The organism is Amycolatopsis samaneae (assembly GCF_039541975.1).
GTDB classification, from domain to species: domain Bacteria; phylum Actinomycetota; class Actinomycetes; order Mycobacteriales; family Pseudonocardiaceae; genus Amycolatopsis; species Amycolatopsis samaneae.
The window spans coordinates 45,855-63,723 of record NZ_BAABHG010000026.1; the positions used below are offsets into that span (position 1 = coordinate 45,855).

At 72.9% G+C, this 17,869-nt stretch carries 12 protein-coding genes and 1 riboswitch; of the genes, 6 read left to right on the forward strand and 6 right to left on the reverse strand.

Going from position 1 to position 17,869, the window contains the following annotated elements; genetic code table 11:
* Window positions 1-188 precede the first annotated feature (188 nt).
* Window positions 189-3,425: an ATP-binding protein gene (locus tag ABD987_RS42275; RefSeq protein ID WP_345408229.1), complete on the reverse strand. Its 3,237-nt coding sequence runs from the start codon at window positions 3,423-3,425 to the stop codon at window positions 189-191.
* A gap of 149 nt (window positions 3,426-3,574) precedes the next feature.
* On the opposite strand from ABD987_RS42275, the gene ABD987_RS42280 reads away from it, so the two are divergent.
* Together ABD987_RS42280 and ABD987_RS42285 are read left to right on the forward strand one after the other, a co-directional pair.
* Window positions 3,575-5,083, forward strand: a complete 1,509-nt coding sequence (locus ABD987_RS42280; RefSeq protein ID WP_345408231.1) for an FAD-dependent oxidoreductase — start codon at window positions 3,575-3,577, stop codon at window positions 5,081-5,083.
* Between the two features lie 39 nt (window positions 5,084-5,122).
* Window positions 5,123-6,226, forward strand: a complete 1,104-nt coding sequence (locus ABD987_RS42285) for a dihydrofolate reductase family protein (RefSeq protein WP_345408233.1) — start codon at window positions 5,123-5,125, stop codon at window positions 6,224-6,226.
* A 29-nt stretch (window positions 6,227-6,255) separates the two neighbouring features.
* Here the strand turns inward: ABD987_RS42285 and ABD987_RS42290 are convergent, their stop codons facing one another.
* Together ABD987_RS42290 and cobN are read right to left on the reverse strand one after the other, a co-directional pair.
* Complete coding sequence (locus ABD987_RS42290) at window positions 6,256-7,464, reverse strand: chitinase (protein WP_345408235.1); 1,209 nt, start codon at window positions 7,462-7,464, stop codon at window positions 6,256-6,258.
* A 148-nt stretch (window positions 7,465-7,612) separates the two neighbouring features.
* A complete protein-coding gene (gene cobN, locus ABD987_RS42295) occupies window positions 7,613-11,269 on the reverse strand; it encodes a cobaltochelatase subunit CobN (protein WP_345408237.1) in 3,657 nt (1,218 codons plus the stop codon).
* A gap of 52 nt (window positions 11,270-11,321) precedes the next feature.
* A riboswitch (cobalamin riboswitch) is annotated at window positions 11,322-11,400 on the reverse strand.
* Between the two features lie 115 nt (window positions 11,401-11,515).
* Between cobN and ABD987_RS42300 the strand changes: the two genes are divergently transcribed.
* Entirely contained in the window at window positions 11,516-12,433 is a 918-nt protein-coding gene (locus ABD987_RS42300; protein WP_345408239.1) for a hypothetical protein, read from the forward strand.
* Window positions 12,434-12,438: 5 nt separating this feature from the next.
* On the opposite strand, the gene ABD987_RS42305 is transcribed toward ABD987_RS42300, so the two are convergent.
* Genes ABD987_RS42305 through ABD987_RS42315 form a run of 3 tightly spaced genes read right to left on the reverse strand, consistent with a single transcriptional unit; the run spans window position 12,439 to window position 14,468 of the window.
* Window positions 12,439-12,675 carry a helix-turn-helix transcriptional regulator gene (locus ABD987_RS42305; RefSeq protein ID WP_345408240.1) on the reverse strand — a complete coding sequence of 79 codons (237 nt, stop codon included), beginning with the start codon at window positions 12,673-12,675 and terminating at the stop codon, window positions 12,439-12,441.
* A 12-nt stretch (window positions 12,676-12,687) separates the two neighbouring features.
* Window positions 12,688-13,539: an ABC transporter permease gene (locus tag ABD987_RS42310; protein WP_345408241.1), complete on the reverse strand. Its 852-nt coding sequence runs from the start codon at window positions 13,537-13,539 to the stop codon at window positions 12,688-12,690.
* Window positions 13,536-14,468 (reverse strand): ABC transporter ATP-binding protein, encoded by a 933-nt coding sequence (locus ABD987_RS42315; RefSeq protein WP_345408242.1) that lies wholly within the window; start codon window positions 14,466-14,468, stop codon window positions 13,536-13,538. The genes ABD987_RS42310 and ABD987_RS42315 overlap by 4 nt, the downstream gene beginning before the upstream one ends.
* Before the next feature lie 99 nt (window positions 14,469-14,567).
* Between ABD987_RS42315 and cobG the strand changes: the two genes are divergently transcribed.
* Genes cobG through ABD987_RS42330 form a run of 3 tightly spaced genes read left to right on the forward strand, consistent with a single transcriptional unit; the run spans window position 14,568 to window position 17,853 of the window.
* Window positions 14,568-15,725 carry a precorrin-3B synthase gene (gene cobG / locus ABD987_RS42320; protein WP_345408244.1) on the forward strand — a complete coding sequence of 386 codons (1,158 nt, stop codon included), beginning with the start codon at window positions 14,568-14,570 and terminating at the stop codon, window positions 15,723-15,725.
* Window positions 15,722-16,345: a precorrin-8X methylmutase gene (locus ABD987_RS42325; RefSeq protein WP_345408246.1), complete on the forward strand. Its 624-nt coding sequence runs from the start codon at window positions 15,722-15,724 to the stop codon at window positions 16,343-16,345. The genes cobG and ABD987_RS42325 overlap by 4 nt, the downstream gene beginning before the upstream one ends.
* The gene (locus ABD987_RS42330) at window positions 16,342-17,853 is read left to right on the forward strand and encodes a precorrin-2 C(20)-methyltransferase (protein WP_345408248.1); all 1,512 of its coding nucleotides are present in this window, start codon (window positions 16,342-16,344) and stop codon (window positions 17,851-17,853) included. Before ABD987_RS42325 ends, ABD987_RS42330 begins: the two co-directional genes overlap by 4 nt.
* Window positions 17,854-17,869 lie beyond the last annotated feature (16 nt).

The following is a 17,869-nucleotide window of genomic DNA, read 5'->3' on the forward strand; positions in this document are numbered from 1 at the left end:
GGAAAGACCGTCGCCGACCGGGGGCTGCCGGGAATCGGGGATAGGGGCCGGGCCTGCTGAGCCCCGGCCGATCGAGTGAGCGCTAGTGTCCTTTGTGGACCGTACGGTTCTCGGGGCGCCTCGGTACCGGGCAACGCGATGTCCGGGCGGCCTTGGCGCGCCGGGCGCCACGATCCGGGAAACCCTTGTCAGGAAAGCAGTCGTGCCGGATCGGCCTTGGCCAGTGCCGCCGGTCCGTCCAGCTGCCAGCCGGTTTCGTACGCCTCGGCGAAGGGCGTGTCGCCGAGCGCGGCGCGGGCGCGGGAGGTCAGCGCCCGGACCCGCGGGTCGGTGCGGTCGTGGGCGCCGCGCAGGCGGGCCGCGGCCCCGAGCAGGGCGGCCACGTCGTGGTGCCGTCCGTGCCACGCGGCGAGACCGGCCAGGGTCACCGCCACCATTCCCACGATCGGCATGTCCGAGCTGGCGATCGCCGCCGCGTACGCCCGGTTCAGCGCCACCTCGGCGCCCGGCCCGTCGCCGAGCTCGACGCAGAGCGCGCCCCGCACCGTGCCGACCAGCGCCTGGCCCTGGCTCGTGCCGAAGCCGAGCGGGACCAGCGCGGACAGCCCGGCCTCGGCCGCCTCGACCAGCTCGCGCGCCCGGGCGAGGTCTCCGGTGCGTACCAGCAGATCCGCTTCCTGCCCGTCGAGCAGGATCGCCAGCTCGGGGGACGCCGAGCGCAGCGCGCGTTCCCTGGCCACGGCGATGATCTCGGCCGCTCGCGCGGTCTCGCCGAGCCGCACGTGCAGATTGATCCAGCACAGGTCGATGAAGATCTCGTCGCTGAGGCTGAGCGCCCCGAGTTCGTGGGCCAGCCGCCGGGACTCGTCCAGATCGGCCCGCGCGACGTCGAGTTCGCCGTCGTACTGCCGCAACAGGGCACGCAGCGGCAGTGCCTTGGCCAGGCCCCAGCGGTCGCCCGCCAGTGCGAAGTGGTCCAGGGCGGCCGTCACGTCGGCGTGGACGCGGTCGAGGCGGCCCTCGTTCTCGGCGAACCGGGCCCGGTACAGGTGGGCCAGCCCGGCCGTCCACTCGTCCGGTCCGTCGGTCAGCCGCTGGATGATCGCCCTCGACGCCTCGGTGGATTCCCGCGCGGCCAGCCCGATCGCGGTCACCACCCCGCCGAAGCGCGGCAGCTCCGGATGGCTCAGCAGCCGGTCGGTGTGCGCCCGCAGCTCCTCGCGCCCGTTGCCGACCGGGTCGTCGGCCAGCTCGGCGGTGGCGAGCAGCAGCATTCCCTCGGCGATGTCGCGTTCCACACCCGGTCGTCCGGACGGCACCGCGACCGCCTCACCGAGCCAGTAGGCCGCGTCGGAATGCCTGCCGAGCATCTGCCAGTACCAGCCCAGGTCCACCGCGAGCCCGATCGCGCCCTCGGCGTCGCCGCCGTCGCAGCGGTGCCGCAGGGCGGCGAGCACGTTGTCGTATTCGGCGCGCAGGACACGGAGCGCTTCCAGCTGTCCGGCCTCGCGCAGCAGCGGATCGTTGCGAGCGACCAGGTCGGCGAAGTGACGGGCGGCCAGATCCCGCGCCTGGGTCAGGACGCCCTGCCCGGCCAGGCTCTCCAGGCCGTATTCGCGGATCGTCTCCAGCATCCGGTACCGGCCGCCGTCACTTGTCCGCACTGTCGGCGCGAGCTGGAGCAGCGACCGGTCGACCAGTGCCGCGAGCAGCTCCGGGACCTGGCCGGCCGGCACCGCCGTGCCGGTGCAGACGGCGGCGGCCGAGGCCGCGGTGACGCCGCCGGGCAGGACCGAGATCCGCTCGGCGACCACCCGCGTGTCCGGATCGAGCAGGTCCCAGCTCCACGCGATGACCGCGCGCAGCGTGCGGTGCCGGGGAAAGGCGGTCCGGCTGCCCGTGCCGAGCAGCCGGAAACGGTCGGACAGCCCGGCGGCCAGGTCGGCCAGCGACAGCGTGCGCAGGCGGGCGGCGGCCAGTTCGAGCACGAGCGGCATGCCGTCCAGGCCGCGCACGATCCGCAGTACTTCGCCGAGATTGTGCTCGTCGACGGCGAAACCGGGTCGCACGGCCGCCGCCCGCTCGGTGAACAGCCGTACCGCCGCCGTGGCGCGGGCCCGGGCGAGGTCCGCGTCCGGCTCGGGCAGGGGGAGCGGGCCGAGCGGGACCAGCCCTTCACCGTCGACGGAGAGGGGTTCCCGGCTGGTGGCCAGCACGCGCAGGCCGCCGCAGCGCGCCAGCAGCGCCGAGATCAGGTGTGCCACCGCGTCGATCAGGTGCTCGCAGTTGTCCACCACGAGCAGGCTTTCCCGGCCGTCCAGCTCGTCGGCCAGCACGTCCAGTTCACCGACCGGATCCCCGCGCAGCCTGCCCGAGGCCTCGAACAGGGCCGAGCCACGCAGCCCGATCGCGGCCAGCAGCGCCGCGCCCACCTCGGCGGGCTCGGTGACCGAGGCGAGGTCGATCAGCCAGACGCCGTCGCGATATTCGTCCCGGTGGTGCCGGGAGGCCTCGACGGCGAGGCGGGTCTTGCCCGCGCCACCGGGACCGAGCACGGTGACCAGCCGCCCGGTTTCGAGTAGCGCCCCGATCCGGGCGAGGTCGTCGTCCCGGCCGACGAAGCTGGTCACCGGCGCGGGCAGGTTGCCGGGCCGGGCCCGCTTGGCGGCGACGGGCGCGGGCCGCTCGGCGCGCAGCAGGCGGAGGTGACGTTCGCGCAGCGCGGTGCCCGGGTCGGTGCCGAGGACCTCGGCCAGGGTTTCGCGCACCTGCTCGTACCGGGCCAGCGCCTCGGCCTGGCGGCCCTGCGCGTCGAGCGCGTCCATGAGCAGCGCGGTGGCTCGCTCGTGCACGGGATGCTCGGCGAGCAGGGCGGTCAGCCGGGTGGCGGCCGCGTCGGCGTGGCCCAGCGCCAGTTCGGCGTCGGCGAGGTCGGTGACGGCCTCGACCGAGGTGTGCGCCAGCCGGGTCGCGGCGGCGGGCGCCACCGCGGCGACGGCGGTGGGCTCGGTGCCGGGATGACCGCCCCACAGCGCCACGGCCTCGCCGAGCACGGTCGCGGCGGCGGCCGGGTCCCCGGCGCGCAGGCGGCCCCTGCCGTTCGCGACGAGCCGGTCGAACCGCACCACGTCCACGTCTTCGTCGGCCACGGCCAGCCGGTAACCACCGGCGAGCTGGGTGACCTCGTCGGCCGAGCCGAGTGTCCGGCGCAGCCGCGAGGCGAGGGCCTGCAGGGCGTGCGCGGGGCCGGTCGGCGGGTCCCCGGCCCAGATCGCGTCGACCAGGACCCCCTGCTCGACCGCGCGGCCGCCGGCCAGCGCCAGCCGGACGAGCAGCGCCCGCAACCGGGCCCCCGGTACGGGCAGGACGGTGTCGCCGCGAGTCACCTGAAAGGCGCCGAGCAGCGTGACACGAAGCCCGTCCATACCCCGATCTTCGCCTACGCGCGTACGGGTATCGACGGCAGGGCCGCGCCGTTGTGCCGCCGCTGTCAGCACGGTGTGCGCTCCGTGTAAGCGGCTTGCCGCAGTCTGGGCGCGTCGCCGGGGAACAGGCGTGGACGAAGGGGATTTTCATGCATGACGTGGTGATCGTGGGGGCCGGGCCGGTCGGTCTTTTCCTCGCCGGTGAGCTGGGCCTCGCGGGCTGTTCGGTCCTGGTGCTGGAGCGGGAACCGGAACCGGGCTCGCCGTGGCGCGGGGAACCGCTCGGGGCGCGGGGGCTGTCCGTCGCCTCGGCCGAGGCGTTCCACCGTCGCGGGATGCTGACCTCGCTGCTGCTGGCCTCGGGCATCGACGACTATCCCGGCGCGGACGAGGCGGCGCCCCCGCGCGGCGTGGGGCACTTCGCCGGGATAGTGCTCGATCCGGCCGGGGTCGACGTCGCCGCGCTGCCGTTCCGGCTGCCGAGCCCGGCGTCCGAGGGCATGATGACCCGCCTCGACGCGATCGAGTCGGTGCTGGCCGAGCGGGCGGTCAAGCTGGGCGTGGAGATCAGGCGCGGCGTCACCGTGGACGGCGTCGAGCAGGACGAAGCGGGCGTGGTCGTCCACGCCGGCGCGCACGAGTACCCGGCGCGCTGGGTCGTCGGCTGCGACGGTGGGCGCAGCGCCGTGCGCGGGCTCGCGGGCTTCGAGTTCGCCGGTACCGAGCCACTGTTCACCGGCTACGTCATGCTCGCCTCGGTCGCCGACCCGGACAAGCTGGCGCGCGGGTTCACACTGACCCCTATGGGCATGTACCTCCGGATGCCCACGGAGGGACACCTGGGCGTGATGGACTTCGACGGCGGCGCGTTCGACCGCTCGCGGCCGCCGACCCGCGACCATCTCCAGACCGTGCTGCGCCGCGTGTCCGGCACCGACGTGACGCTGGACGACGTCCATCTCGTCTCGACCTACACCGACCGGGCGAAGCAGGCGACGACCTACCGGCGGGGACGTGTCCTGCTCGCGGGGGACGCCGCGCACATCCACTCGCCGCTGGGCGGGCAGGGGCTCAACACCGGCCTCGGCGACGCGCTGAACCTCGGCTGGAAGCTCGCGGCGACCGTGCGCGGGCACGCGCCGGACGGGTTGCTCGACACCTACACCGCCGAGCGTCACCCGGTCGCGGCCTGGGTGCTCGACTGGACACGCGCCCAGGCCGCGGCGATGCGGCCGGGCCCGCACGGCCAGGCCCTCCAGGGGCTGATGCGCGATCTGCTCGCGACCCGGGACGTGACGACCTACGTGTACGGGAAGGTGTCGGGTCACTCGATCCGCTACGACCTCGGCGACGAGCACCCGCTGGTCGGCCGCACCGCCCCGGAGTTCCGGCTGGCGGACGGTACCGGCCTCGGCGACCTGACGCAGGATGGCCGGGGCGTCGTGCTCGACTTCGGCGCGGATCGGCGTCTGCGCGACGCGGCGGCGCGCTGGGCGGACCGGATGCGGTACGCGGCGGGGACGGCGCGGAACGACCTCGGGGTGAGCGCCGTGCTCGTCCGGCCCGACGGCGTGGTCGCCTGGGTGGGCGAGCACGAGCCGGAGCGGGAGGCGTTCGAGCGGGCCGCCGCCCGGTGGTTCGGCGCGCCGGAAAGCTGAGCGGCGCACGGGTTTCCGGGAGGAGGGCATACTGGCCGGGTGAGCACCCGGCCCTATGTCCAGCTTTCCGCCGCCCAGTCGCTCGACGGCTACCTCGACGACGCCTCCGGCGAGCGGCTGGTGCTGTCCACAGAGGACGATTTCGCCGAGGTCGACCGGCTGCGGGCCGAGGCCGACGCGATCCTGGTCGGGGCGGGCACGGTGCGGGCGGACAATCCCCGGCTGCTGGTGCGCTCGCCGGAGCTGCGCCGGGCACGGGTGGCCGGGGGACGGCCGGAACAGCCGCTCAAGGTGACCGTGACCGCGACCGGCGAGCTCGACCCGGCGTCCCGGTTCTTCACCACCGGGGACACGCCGAAGCTCGTCTACGCCCCGCCGGGAACGGCCACCGCGCTCGAAGCGGTGGCGACCGTCGTGCCGCTCGCGGATCCCGGGTTCGGGGCCGTGCTCGACGACCTCGCGGCGCGCGGCGTCCGGCGAGTGCTGGTCGAGGGTGGCGGCGGGGTGCACACCCGGTTCCTTTCCGAGGGGCTGGCCGACGAACTACGGCTCGCGATCGCGCCGGTGTTCGTCGGCGATGCCAGGGCACCCCGGTTCGTCGGGCCCGGCGCCTTCCCCCGGCCGATGACGCTCGCCGACGTCCGCTCGCTGGACGGGGTGGCGGTGCTGCGGTACCTCGCCGCCGCCGAACCGTCCTCAGTGGACATCCAGCGGCTCCGGCAGGCCATCGCGCTCGCCGCCGAATGCCCGCCGAGCGCGACGTTCCGGGTCGGCGCCGTGCTCACCGGCGCCGACGGCGCGGTGCTCGCGACCGGACACTCGGGGGAGGGGAATCCGCGCGACCACGCGGAGCAGGCGGCGCTCGCGAAGCTCGACCCCGGCGACCCTCGGCTGGCCACGGCGACCATGTACAGCTCGCTCGAACCGTGCAGTGTCCGCTCGTCCAGCCCGGCCAGCTGCACCCGCCTGATCCTCGACGCCGGGATCCTGCGGGTGGTCTTCGCCTGGCGCGAGCCCGAGATCTTCGTGGTCTGCGAAGGCGCCGAGCAACTGGAAGCGGCCGGACGCCGGGTGGTGGAGGTGCCCGCGCTGGCCAGGGAGGTCATGCGCGAGAACACCCACCTGCCCGGCGTCCGGATCTGAACAGCGCCGAACAGCGCCGAACAGGGGACTCAGCAGGCGCCGTTGTCGGTCCAGACACCCCACTGGCCGGTCGTGCCCGGCTCCTCGCCCTGCGTCCACCACTTCGCGGTCCACTTGTGCCCGTTGTGCGCGACGACGGTGCCGCCGGTGTAGACCGAGGACTTCTGCCATTCCGCCGCGGTGCACGTGCCGGGCCTGGTCGGGGTCGTCGGCGTCGTCGGCGGGGTGCTCACCGGTGGCGTCGCCCCGGCGAAGCGAGTGCTGAACTTCGTGAAGTCCCAGTCGTTCTGCGGGACGTTGCTGCACACGCCGTTGTCCGTGGTGCCGACGCACGGCCGGTCGCGGTTGACCGACCAGAAGGTGAACCGGCCCAGCTTGTGACTGGTCGCGTAGTCGTAGACCGTCTGGAAGTCGGCGACCTGGAAGTACTCGGAGGCGTCCGATTTCCCGTTCATGCCCGAGAAACCCTCGTGCGCGTACGCGGTCGCGCTGTCCCAGCCGAGGTGGCTCATCAGCTGGCCGTGCAGCCCCTCCAGCGCGGCGACCTGTGCCGAGCCGCCGTTGAAGCCGCCGTCGAACGGCATGATCGAGAAGTTGTCCGGTGTCAGGCCGATCGACTTCGCGGTGTCGATCAGCTGGGTGCCGAACCAGTTGGCGCCCGAGGCGATGCCCGGCATGGTGATCGAGAGGAACAGGCCGGGGTTGTCGGTCTGGAGCTTCTTCGCCGCGCCGAGTTCGTTCGCGATCGCCGCGGTGTTCTCGATCTCCGGCTCTTCGAGGTCGAAGTCGATCGCCTTGAGGCCGTACTTGGTGATGACCTGCTGATACGCGGCGGCGGTCGCGTCCGCGGTGCCGCAGGTTTGGCCGAGCTTGGTCCCGCCGTAGCCGCCGACCGACACCGAGACGTCGCCGCCCGCGCCCCGGATCCTGTCGATCACCCCGGCGACCGCGGTGTCCGAGGGCACCGGGGACTTGCCGTCCCAGGTGGGGGCGCAGCCGCCGCCGTCGGGCGCCAGGATGAAGGCCAGCTGAAACGCTTTCTGGCCGGTCGCGTTCATCACCGTGACCGGGTCGGGCGGGTTGTTGCTCTGGGGCATCAGGTACGGCGCCGAGGCGTACCAGTTGCTGGGCAGCGCGGTGGTGGCGGGCTGGGCGTCCGCGGTGGCGGCCAGTGTGGTCGCGGCCCCGATGAGCGTGGCGGCGGCGAACCCGAGGGCGGTCAGCGTGCGTCTTTGCATCTGTCCTCCTGCTGTCGAGGCGGGATGCCGTCCAGCATTGGACTAGACCATTTCCGATGTCAAGACATGGTCTGGACCAGATGGCCGCAGGAGGGGTGAAAACGCCGAAATGCCGGAAATTTCCCGGCATTTCGGCGTGGTGTCAGTGCTACTCGGACTCGAGGTCGCCCTCCAGCGACAGGTAGACCTCGCGCATCCTGGCCAGCAGGTCCGGGTCCGGTTCGGCCCACAGGCCGCGGTCGGCGGCCTCGGTGAGCCGCTCGACGATGCCGCGCAGCGCCCACGGGTTCGCCTGCCGCAGGAACTCCTGGTTCACCTCGTCCAGCACGTAGGACTCGGACAGCTTCTCGTACATCCAGTCGCCGACCACCCCGGCGGTGGCGTCGAAGCCGAACAGGTAGTCCACCGTCGCGGCGAGCTCGAACGCGCCCTTGTACCCGTGCTTGCGCATCGCGCCGATCCAGCGCGGGTTCACCACCCGGGCCCGGAACACCCGCGCGGTCTCCTCGCCGAGCGTGCGGGTCCGCACCGCGTCCGGGGTCGTGCTGTCACCGACGTAGGACGCGGGCGCGGCGCCGGTGAGCGCTCGCACGGTCGCGATCATGCCGCCGTGGTACTGGAAGTAGTCGTCGGAGTCGGCGATGTCGTGCTCGCGGGTGTCGGTGTTCTTCGCCGCCACCACGATCCGCTTGTACGAGCTCTCCATGTCTTCGCGCGCGGGGCGCCCGTCGAGACCGCGACCGTAGGCGAAACCGCCCCACACGGCGTACACCTCGGCGAGGTCCTTGTCGTCACGCCAGTTCCCGGAGTCCATCAGCGGCAGCAGCCCGGCCCCGTACGCGCCCGGCTTGGACCCGAAGATCCTCGTCGTGGCGCGGCGTTCGTCGCCGTGCGCGGTCAGATCCGCGCGGGTGTGCGCGCGGACGAAGTTCTGCTCGTCCGGCTCGTCCAGCCCGGCGACCAGCCGCACCGCGTCGTCCAGCATCGTGATGACGTGCGGGAAGGCGTCGCGGAAGAAGCCGCTGATCCGGACCGTGACGTCGACGCGCGGACGGCCCAGTTCGGCGAGCGGGATCGGCTCCAGGCCGGTGACCCGGCGCGAAGCCTCGTCCCACACCGGCTGGACGCCCAGCAGCGCCAGGACTTCCGCCGCGTCGTCCCCGGAGGTCCGCATCGCGGAGGTGCCCCAGACCGACAGGCCGACCGAACGCGGCCAGTCCCCGGTGTCCTCGCGGTAGCGGCGCAGCAGCGAGTCCGCCAGCGCCTGGCCGGTTTCCCAGGCCAGGCGGCTCGGGATGGCCTTCGGGTCGACGGTGTAGAAGTTCCGGCCGGTGGGCAGCACGTTGATCAGCCCGCGCAGCGGCGACCCGCTCGGCCCCGCCGGGACGTAGCCGCCGTCGAGCGCGTGCAGCACCATGTCCACTTCGGACGCCGTCCCGGCCAGCCTCGGCACGATCTCCTCGGCCGCGAAGGTCAGCACCCGCGCCACCTCCGACTGCCTCTGAAGGCCACCTTGAGGGACCTGAACGCCCTCAAGGTGGCCTTCAGAGGCCTCGCCGAGGACCTCCGCGATCACCGTGGGGACGGCGGCGGGGGACCAGGCGTGGGTCTCCATCGCGGCGACGAGGGCGTGTGCCGTCTGCTCGATGGCATCCACTTCGGACAGTGGGGCGTCGGAATTCTCCTTGAGCCCCAACGCCGAGCGCAGGCCCGGGACCGCGCCCTGCTTCCCGCCCCACATCTGCTGGGCGCGCAGCATGGCGAGCACGAGGTTCACCCGCGCCTCGCCCTCGGGCGCGGAACCCAGCACGTGCAGGCCGTCCCGGATCTGCGCGTCCTTGACCTCGCACAGCCAGCCGTCGATGTGCAGCAGGAAGTCGTCGAACTCCGCGTCGTGCGGACGTTCCTCGACACCGAGGTCGTGATCCAGCTTCGCCGCCTGGATCAGCGTCCAGATCTGGGCGCGGATGGCGGGCAGCTTCGCCGGGTCCATCGCGGCGATGTTGGCGTGCTCGTCGAGCAGTTGCTCCAGCCTCGCCAGGTCGCCGTAGGACTCGGCCCGCGCCATCGGCGGGATGAGGTGGTCGACGATCGTGGCGTGCGCGCGGCGCTTCGCCTGCGCGCCCTCACCGGGATCGTTGATCAGGAACGGGTAGATCAGCGGCAGGTTGCCCAGCACGGCGTCCGGCGCGCACGCGGGCGAGAGCCCGGCGGTCTTGCCCGGCAGCCACTCCAGCGAACCGTGCTTGCCGAGGTGGACCACGGCGTGCGCGCCGAACTCCTCCTCCAGCCAGCGGTAGGCGGCCAGGTAGTGATGGCTCGGCGGCAGGTCCGGGTTGTGGTAGATCGCCACCGGGTTCTCGCCGAACCCGCGCGGCGGCTGGATCATGATGATCACGTTGCCCGACTGGAGCGAGGCCAGCACGATGTCGCCCTCGGGGTTCAGGCTCCTGTCGACATAGAGATCGCCGGGCGCCGGGCCCCAGTGCTCCTCCATCGCCTCGCGCAGTTCGTCCGGCAGCGCGGCGAACCACTCGCGGTAGCGCGCCGCGGGCACGCGGATCGGGTTGCCGGACAGCTGTTCCTCGGTCAGCCACTCCGGGTCCTGCCCGCCCGCGGCGATCAGCGCGTGGATGAGGGCGTCCCCGTCCGGCTGTTCGGTGCCGGTCGGGTCGACGCCGGGGAACGCGTCCCGGCCGAGGTCGTAGCCCCGCTCCCGCATCCGCCGCAGCAGCTCGATCGCCGAGGCCGGCGTGTCCAGGCCGACCGCGTTGCCGACACGCGAATGCTTCGTCGGGTACGCCGAGAGCATGAGCGCGATCCGCCGCGACGGCGGCGGGGTGTGCCTCAGCCGCGCGTGCGCGAGCGCGATCTTCGCGACGCGCCCGGCGCGCTCGGTGTCCGCGGCGTAGCGGGGCAGGCCGTCTTCGTCGATCTCCTTGAACGAGAACGGCACGGTGATCAGCCTGCCGTCGAACTCGGGCACGGCCATCTGGTTCCCGGCGTCGAGCGGGGTCAGGCCGTCGTCGCTGCCGGTCCACGTCTCGCGGTCGCTGGTCAGGCACAGCGCCTGGAGCACGGGGATGTCGAGCGCGGCCATCTCGGCGACGTCCCAGGACTCGTCGTCGCCGCCCGCGCCCGCCTCCGAGGGCCGGGTGCCGCCCGCGGCGAGCACGGTGACCAGCAGCGCGTCGGCCTTGGCCAGCTCGGCCATCATCGCCGGCTCGCGGGTGCGCAGAGACGCGCAGAAGATCGGGAGCGCGCGCCCGCCCGCCCGCTCGACCGCGTCGGCGAGCGCTTGCACGAACGCGGTGTTCCCGGACAGGTGATGCGCGCGGTAGTAGAGGATCGCCACGACCGGGCCGGTGGTGTCCGGAGCGGGCCGGTCAAGCACGCCCCACGCGGGCTGCACGGCGGGCGGTTCGAAGGCGTCGCCGGTGAGCAACAGCGTGTCGGAGAGGAAGTGGTGCAGCTGCGTCAGGTTCTCCGGGCCACCCTGGGCGAGGTAGGCGTGCGCCTCGGCCGCGATCCCGGCGGGTGTGGTCGACAGCTTCATCAGCTGGGCGTCCGGGGTCTGCTCGCCGCCGAGCACGACGACGGGCACGCCCGAGGCGCGGACCGTGTCGAGACCCTCCTGCCAGCTCTGCGGGGTGCCGAGGATGCGCACGACGACGACGGACGCGCCGTCGAGCAGGCCGGGCAGCGCGTCGAGCGGGAGCCGGGCCGGGTTCGCCAGCCGGTAGTCCGCCCCGCTGGCACGGGCGCTGAGCAGGTCGGTGTCCGAAGTGGACAGCAGCAGAATCACGGAGTTCCTCCTCCGGGGTTTCCTCGCCCCGGTTGGTCGGGCGCGCCTGCCGGAGTTCCTGACTCCCGGAGCCGTGAAGGCGGGCTCCGGTCACAGTGGCGGGACCGTCCCGGACTTCCACCGGGTTCCTCCACCTGCCGACGCGTGGGTGCGCTCTCACTCTCCGGTGCCCGTCCCCGTGCGTCAAGGTGACGTGTTCGACGCGTTCGCCCACCGCCCGGCCTCCGCGTCGTTAAACTCGGCGAAATGATCGTGCGTCCCCGGATTCTGCTCGGCGTGGCCGGACTCGCGGCCACGCTCGGACTGGCCACCACGGTGCTGCTCGTCCGCGGCGGTGAGGAGACACCGCGCCCGGTGGCGCACTCCTCGGTCGCGTCACTCGACACGCTGGTGGGGGACTTCGTCGGCGGCCTTTCCGCGGATCAGCCCTACCGCCCGCCCAAGGCGGCCGAGCGCCGCGCGGGGCAGGAGGGCTTCGCGAAGGTGCTCGACGCGGGCAAGGCGGTACCCAGCGCGCTCGACGGTCTCGGCTTCTCGGTGCGTGACGGCGTCGACGCGAAGACCGGGCGGCCCTACACGATCGCGGTCAACGAGTCCGGTACCGAGCGGGCATGGGGGATGTACGTCATCGACCGGTCGGCGCCGCCGTCGCTGGTCACCGAGGTCCCGCACCCGGCGTTCGACCTGCGTACCGAGCTCGCCGGACTCGACCACTTCCGCCAGGTCCCCGGCGCGGTGCTGATGATCGCCGGGGCACACCGGAAGGCGGGCGGCGGCCAGGCCGACGTGGCCCACGAGGAGAACTCGATGTTCCACGTCATCGCGACGACGCTGATGACGCGCAAGCTCGCGCAGGTCCAGCTGCACGGCTTCGGGGACGACAGCCAGCCCGGCACCGACATCGTGCTGTCCACCGGGGCGGGCCGGGCGGGCGCCCCGGCCTTCCGCGCCGCGGACCGGCTGCGGGAACACGGTTTCGCGGTGTGCCGGGGCTGGGACCAGACCTGCCCCGGCCTGGAGGCCACCACCAACGCGCAGGGCAAGGCGGCCGCCGAGGCGGGGACGGTGTTCCTGCATGTCGAGATGAGCCGGACGGTGCGGGACTCCGCCACCCGCCGCGGCGACGTCGTGCGGGCGCTGGTCGAGGCCAAGCCCGGGAACTGACGCGCTCAGGCGGAGCGTTGGTCACCGATGCGCGGGAAGGGCGCGGTGGAGAAGACGACCTCCACCGCGACCTCGAAGAACTCCGCGATCTTCAACGCGAGGTAGAGGCTCGGGCTGTACTCGCCGCGTTCCAGATAGCCGATGGTCTGGTAGTGCACGCCCAGCGCCTCGGCCAGCTGACGTCGCGAGATGTCACGCTCGGCGCGCAACATCGCGATGCGGTTGTAAACGACCTCGCTCATCGTGCGGTTACCTCAGCCAATTCGCTGCATCGCCTTTTCCCGTCGCGCCGCCACCGAGGACCCGGATTCGCGCCGTGCCATCCGGCGCAGCACGATCGGGGCCAGCGTCAATCCGATCACGGACCAGACCGCCAGCACACCGAGGGTCTCCCACGGACGCCAGGAATGCGCGATCTCCGCCAGGAGAGCGCTGTCCGGCAGCAGTGCCGAACGCATGCCGAGGCCGAGCCAGTACATCGGGAACGCCTGCGCGATGTACTGCACCCACTCGGGCAGCGCGGTGACCGGGTAGAAGACCCCGGAGATCGCGCCGAGCCCCATGATCGGGATCATCAGCAGCCCCAGACTGCGGGGGCTTTTCGCCAGCGCGCCGAAGACCGCGCCCAGCGGCAGGGACGCGAGCAGGCCGAGCACCAGCACCCACAGCAGGGTCAGCCACGAGACGAGCCCGCCGGTGGCGAGGCCGTCGAACAGGAACAGCGACGGCACCAGCGTCACGATGATGCCGAGCACGACTCCGTAGGAGATCGCGACGACCTTGCCGATGAGATAGCCGAACATGCCGTTCGGAGTCGCCTTGGCCCGCAGCAGCGTGCCGTCCTCGCGCTCCACCGACAACGCGCCGGCCATACCGGTCAGCCCGCTGAAGAGCACTCCGGCGCCGAGCACGCTGGGCACGGTGGCGGTGCCGAGGGAGAAGTCCGTCCCCGGCAGTTTCGCGCCGCGCATGAAGATCATGACGACGATGAAGATGACCGTCGGGATGATCAGGTTGGCGATGTCCTCCTTGTGGGTCAGGGTCTGCCGGAACTCGATCAGGCCACGCCGGAGACCGGCTCTCGTGGCCACCTGGAGCGGTGTCATCGCGTACCCACCTTCCGGCCGAAGTCCAGCGCGGCCACGGCCTCGCCGCCCGATTCGGCCTGCCGGACGAGTGTCATGTACGTGTCTTCGAGCGAGGCACGGCGGACCTCGAGGTCGTCGATCGCGTCCCCGTGCTGCTTGAACAGCTCGTGGACGTACTTGGTGGCCTCGGTGGTGGAGTGCACGAACCGCTGCCCGCCCAGCGTCCAGCGGATCTCGGACTCCCCGGAGATCTGCCGGGACAGCTGGTCGGCCGAGCCGTCGGCGACGATCCGGCCGCCGGTCAGGATGAGGATCCGGTCGGCCAGCTTCTCGGCCTCGTCGAGGTCGTGCGTGGTCAGCAGGATGGTGATGTCGTCGTCGGCGAGGCGGTGCACCAGATCGTGGAAGTCGCGCCGTGCCTGGGGGTCGAAGCCCGCGGTCGGCTCGTCGAGGAACAGCAGTTCCGGACGGCCGACGATGCCGATCGCGACGTCGAGCCGCCGCCGCTGCCCGCCGGACAGCATCCTGATCTTCTTGCCCGCGTGCTCGGTCAGCCCGACGGCGTCGATCAGCTCGTCGGTGTCCCACGGCCGCCGGATCGAGGCCGTCGAATACGGCGCGTAGAACTCGCCGAGGTGCGCGAGCAGCTCCCGCACCCGCCATTTCCCGTGGTCACGCCAGGACTGCAGGACGACCCCCAGCCGCGCCCGCCAGTCCTCGCCCGCGTGTGCCGGATCCTCGCCGAGGACCGACACCCTCCCCGCCGAGCGCATCCGGAAGCCTTCCAGGATCTCGATCGTGGTCGTCTTGCCCGCCCCGTTCGGACCGAGCAGACAGACCACCTCCCCCTTGCCCGCCCGGAAGGCGACGTTGTGCAGCACGTCGTTGGTGCCGTAGCGCATGCGCAGGCCCTCGACCTGGATCACGTCGTCGACGTCGTGGTTCATCTGTTCCTCACCCCCATCTCATCACTGCGATCGAATGTAGCACACCTACTACATTCGATCCTAGGGGTACTGACTCGGGTGCCAGCTAGAGTGAGCGCCATGTCCGTCCACGCGCGTGTGCGGGCCGACGCGTGCCCGGGGGTGTTCGCCACCCACGACGCCGCGGACGGCCCGCTGGCCAGGGTCCGCCTCCCCGGTGGCGTGGTCACCGCGGCCCAGCTGCGTGCCCTCGCCGACGCCGCCGTCGCGTGCGGCGACGGCGACGCGCACCTGACCTCGCGCGGCAACGTCCAGCTCCGCGCGGTGACCCGCCCCGGGCTCCGGGAACGGCTGAGCGAGGCCGGGCTGCTGCCTTCGCCGACGCACGAGCGGGTGCGGAACGTCCTCGCCTCGCCGTGGAGCGGGATCTCCGGCGGGGCCGCCGACGTCCGGGGCCTGGCCGCCGCGCTGGACGAAGCCGTGTGCGCCCGGCCGGAGCTCGCCTCGCTGCCCGGCCGGTTCCTCTTCGCCTTCGACGACGGCCGGGGTGACGTCGCGGGGGAGGCGCCGGACGTCTGCTGGCTCGCCGTGGACTCCGCGGTCGGCGCGGTGCTGCTCGCCGGGGCGGACACCGGCCTGCGTGTCGCGCGCGAAAGCGCTGTCGCCGCGCTGACGGCTCTGGCGGCCGCGTTCGCCAGGACCCGCGGAACCGCTTGGCGCGTCGGGGAACTCGCCGATCCGTCGGCGCTGCTGGCCGCCCTCGACTCCGGCACCCGCGCGACCCCGGTGTCGTGGCCGGGCGCCCCGGACGACCGGATCGGCCCGGTACCGGGCCACGACGGCCACGCGGCCGGGGTGGCCCCGTACCTCGGGCGGCTGTCGGCCGCGCAGCTGCGGTCGCTGGCCGGGGCCGCGGACCACGCGGTGGTGACGCCGTGGCGCACGATCGTGCTGCCCGGGGTTCGTCCCGAAGCACTGAAGACGCTGGCCGGGGCGGGGCTGCTGACCGACCCGGCCGATCCGCGGCTGCGGGTCAGCGCGTGCGCCGGACGCCCCGGCTGCGCGAAGTCCCGCGCCGACGTCCGCGCCGACGCCGCCCGGCTGGCGGCGCTGCCCCCCGGCGCGCGAGCGCACGTTTCGGGCTGCGAACGGCGCTGCGGGAAGCCGTCCCGGTCACATCTGGACGTCGTGGCCGCCGAGGACGGCTACCGTGTCGACGGCACCTGGGTCCCGGTGGAGCGGCTGGGCGAAACGGCGGTACGAAAGGGAAGCACGTGATCGACTACCTGCGGGACGGGGCCGAGATCTACCGGCACTCGTTCGCCACGATCCGCGAGGAGGCGGATCTGGCGATCCTGCCCGACGACGTCGCGGGCCTCGCGGTGCGGATGATCCACGCCTGCGGGATGGTCGACCTGGTCGACGACCTGCGGTACACGCTCGACGTCGTGGAGTCGGGCCGCGCCGCGCTGGAGGCCGGGGCGCCGATCCTGTGCGACGCCAAGATGATCGCCAGCGGGGTGACCCGCAAGCGCCTGCCAGCGGCCAACGACGTGGTGTGCACTTTGGACGATCCGGCCGTGCCGGGGCTCGCCGAGCGGATGGGCACGACGCGCTCGGCCGCCGCGCTGGAGCTGTGGCGGGACCGGCTGCCGGGGTCCGTGGTGGCGATCGGGAACGCGCCGACGGCGTTGTTCCGGTTGCTGGAACTGCTCGAGGAGGGCGTCGGCGCGCCGGCCGCGATCATCGGGGTACCGGTCGGTTTCGTCGGCGCCGTGGAGTCCAAAGTGGAACTGGCGAAGCGCGCGCCCGCGCCCTACCTGGTCGTGCACGGGCGGCGCGGTGGCAGCGCGATGGCCGTCGCGGCGATCAACGCACTCGCGAGCGCCGCCGAATGAGCGTTCTCGGAAAGCTGTACGGCGTCGGCCTCGGCCCTGGTGACCCGGAACTGATGACGGTCAAGGCCGCGCGGCTGATCGGCGAGGCCGACGTGATCGCCTACCACAGCGCGCGGCACGGCCGCAGCATCGCGCGTTCGGTCGCCGAGCCCTACCTGCGGGCGGGGCAGCTCGAAGAGAAGCTGGTGTACCCGGTCACCACCGAGACCACCGAGCATCCCGGCGGGTACGAGGGCGCGATCGCGGACTTCTACGAGCTGAGCGCGAAACGGCTCGCCGAACACCTCGACGCCGGGCGCGACGTCGTCGTGCTGTGCGAGGGGGACCCGTTCTTCTACGGCTCGTACATGTACATGCACGAGCGGCTCGCCGGCCGCTTCGAGGCGACCGTAGTGCCCGGCGTGACGTCGGTGAGCGCGGCCTCCTCGGTGCTGGGCCGTCCGCTGGTGCAGCGCGACGAGGTGCTCACCGTGCTGCCCGGCACGCTGCCCGCGCCGGAGCTGGCCCGGCGGCTCGCCGACACCGAGGCCGCCGCCGTCCTGAAACTGGGCCGTACCTTCGGAAACGTGCGGGACGCGCTCGCCGAGGCGGGGAAGCTGGACGACGCCTGGTACGTCGAGCGGGCGACCTGGGGACAGCAGCGCGTCGAGCCGTTCGCGGAGGTCGACCCGGAGTCGGTGCCGTACTTCTCGCTGGCGCTGCTGCCGAGCCCGGCCTACGCGTCCCGTGTGGACGGTGAACCCGCGGGAACCCCGGCGCCATCGGCCGAGCGGGCCACCGGTGGCGAGGTGGTCGTGATCGGGCTCGGCCCGGCCGGGCCGAGCTGGCTGACGCCGGAGGCCGAGGCCGAGCTGGCGGCCGCCGAGCACGTCGTGGGCTACGGCCCGTACGTCGCCCGCGTCCCGCAGCGCGCGGGGCAGCGGCGGCACGCCTCGGGCAACCGGGTCGAGGCCGACCGCGCCGTCGAAGCGCTCGAACTGGCCGCCGGGGGAGCACGGGTGGCCGTGGTGTCCTCCGGCGATCCCGGCGTGTTCGCGATGGCCTCGGCGGTGCTGGAGCAGACCGCGGCGGGGCACGGCGCCGGGGTCCGGGTGCGGATCGTGCCGGGGGTGACCGCCGCGCAGGCCGCCGCGTCCCGGGTGGGCGCGCCGCTGGGGCACGACTACTGCGTGCTCTCGCTGTCCGACCGCCTCAAGCCGTGGGAGATCATCGAACGCCGTCTCGACGCCGCCGGCGCCGCGGATCTCGTGCTGGCGCTGTACAACCCGGCCTCGCGCACCCGGACCGAGCAGCTCGCGAACGCCCGCGACGTGCTGCTGCGGCACCGCGCCCCGGACACCCCGGTCGTGGTGGCCCGCGATGTCGGCGGGCCGGAGGAGGACGTCCGTGTGACGACCCTCGGCGGCCTCGATCCGTCCACTGTGGACATGCGATGCCTGCTGATCGTCGGTTCCTCGAAGACCAGGGTGGACGGCGGATTCGTCTGGACGCCGCGCAGCTATTCGTGAGCGGCGGAAAATCACC

Coding starts and splice junctions, on each gene's coding strand:
- ABD987_RS42275 (WP_345408229.1), bottom strand. CDS start 3,425: ATGGACGGGCTTCGTGTCACGCTGCTCGGCGCCTTTCAGGTGACTCGC.
- ABD987_RS42280 (WP_345408231.1), top strand. CDS start 3,575: ATGCATGACGTGGTGATCGTGGGGGCCGGGCCGGTCGGTCTTTTCCTC.
- ABD987_RS42290 (WP_345408235.1), bottom strand. CDS start 7,464: ATGCAAAGACGCACGCTGACCGCCCTCGGGTTCGCCGCCGCCACGCTC.
- ABD987_RS42300 (WP_345408239.1), top strand. CDS start 11,516: ATGATCGTGCGTCCCCGGATTCTGCTCGGCGTGGCCGGACTCGCGGCC.
- ABD987_RS42305 (WP_345408240.1), bottom strand. CDS start 12,675: ATGAGCGAGGTCGTTTACAACCGCATCGCGATGTTGCGCGCCGAGCGT.
- ABD987_RS42310 (WP_345408241.1), bottom strand. CDS start 13,539: ATGACACCGCTCCAGGTGGCCACGAGAGCCGGTCTCCGGCGTGGCCTG.
- ABD987_RS42315 (WP_345408242.1), bottom strand. CDS start 14,468: ATGAACCACGACGTCGACGACGTGATCCAGGTCGAGGGCCTGCGCATG.
- cobG (WP_345408244.1), top strand. CDS start 14,568: ATGTCCGTCCACGCGCGTGTGCGGGCCGACGCGTGCCCGGGGGTGTTC.
- ABD987_RS42330 (WP_345408248.1), top strand. CDS start 16,342: ATGAGCGTTCTCGGAAAGCTGTACGGCGTCGGCCTCGGCCCTGGTGAC.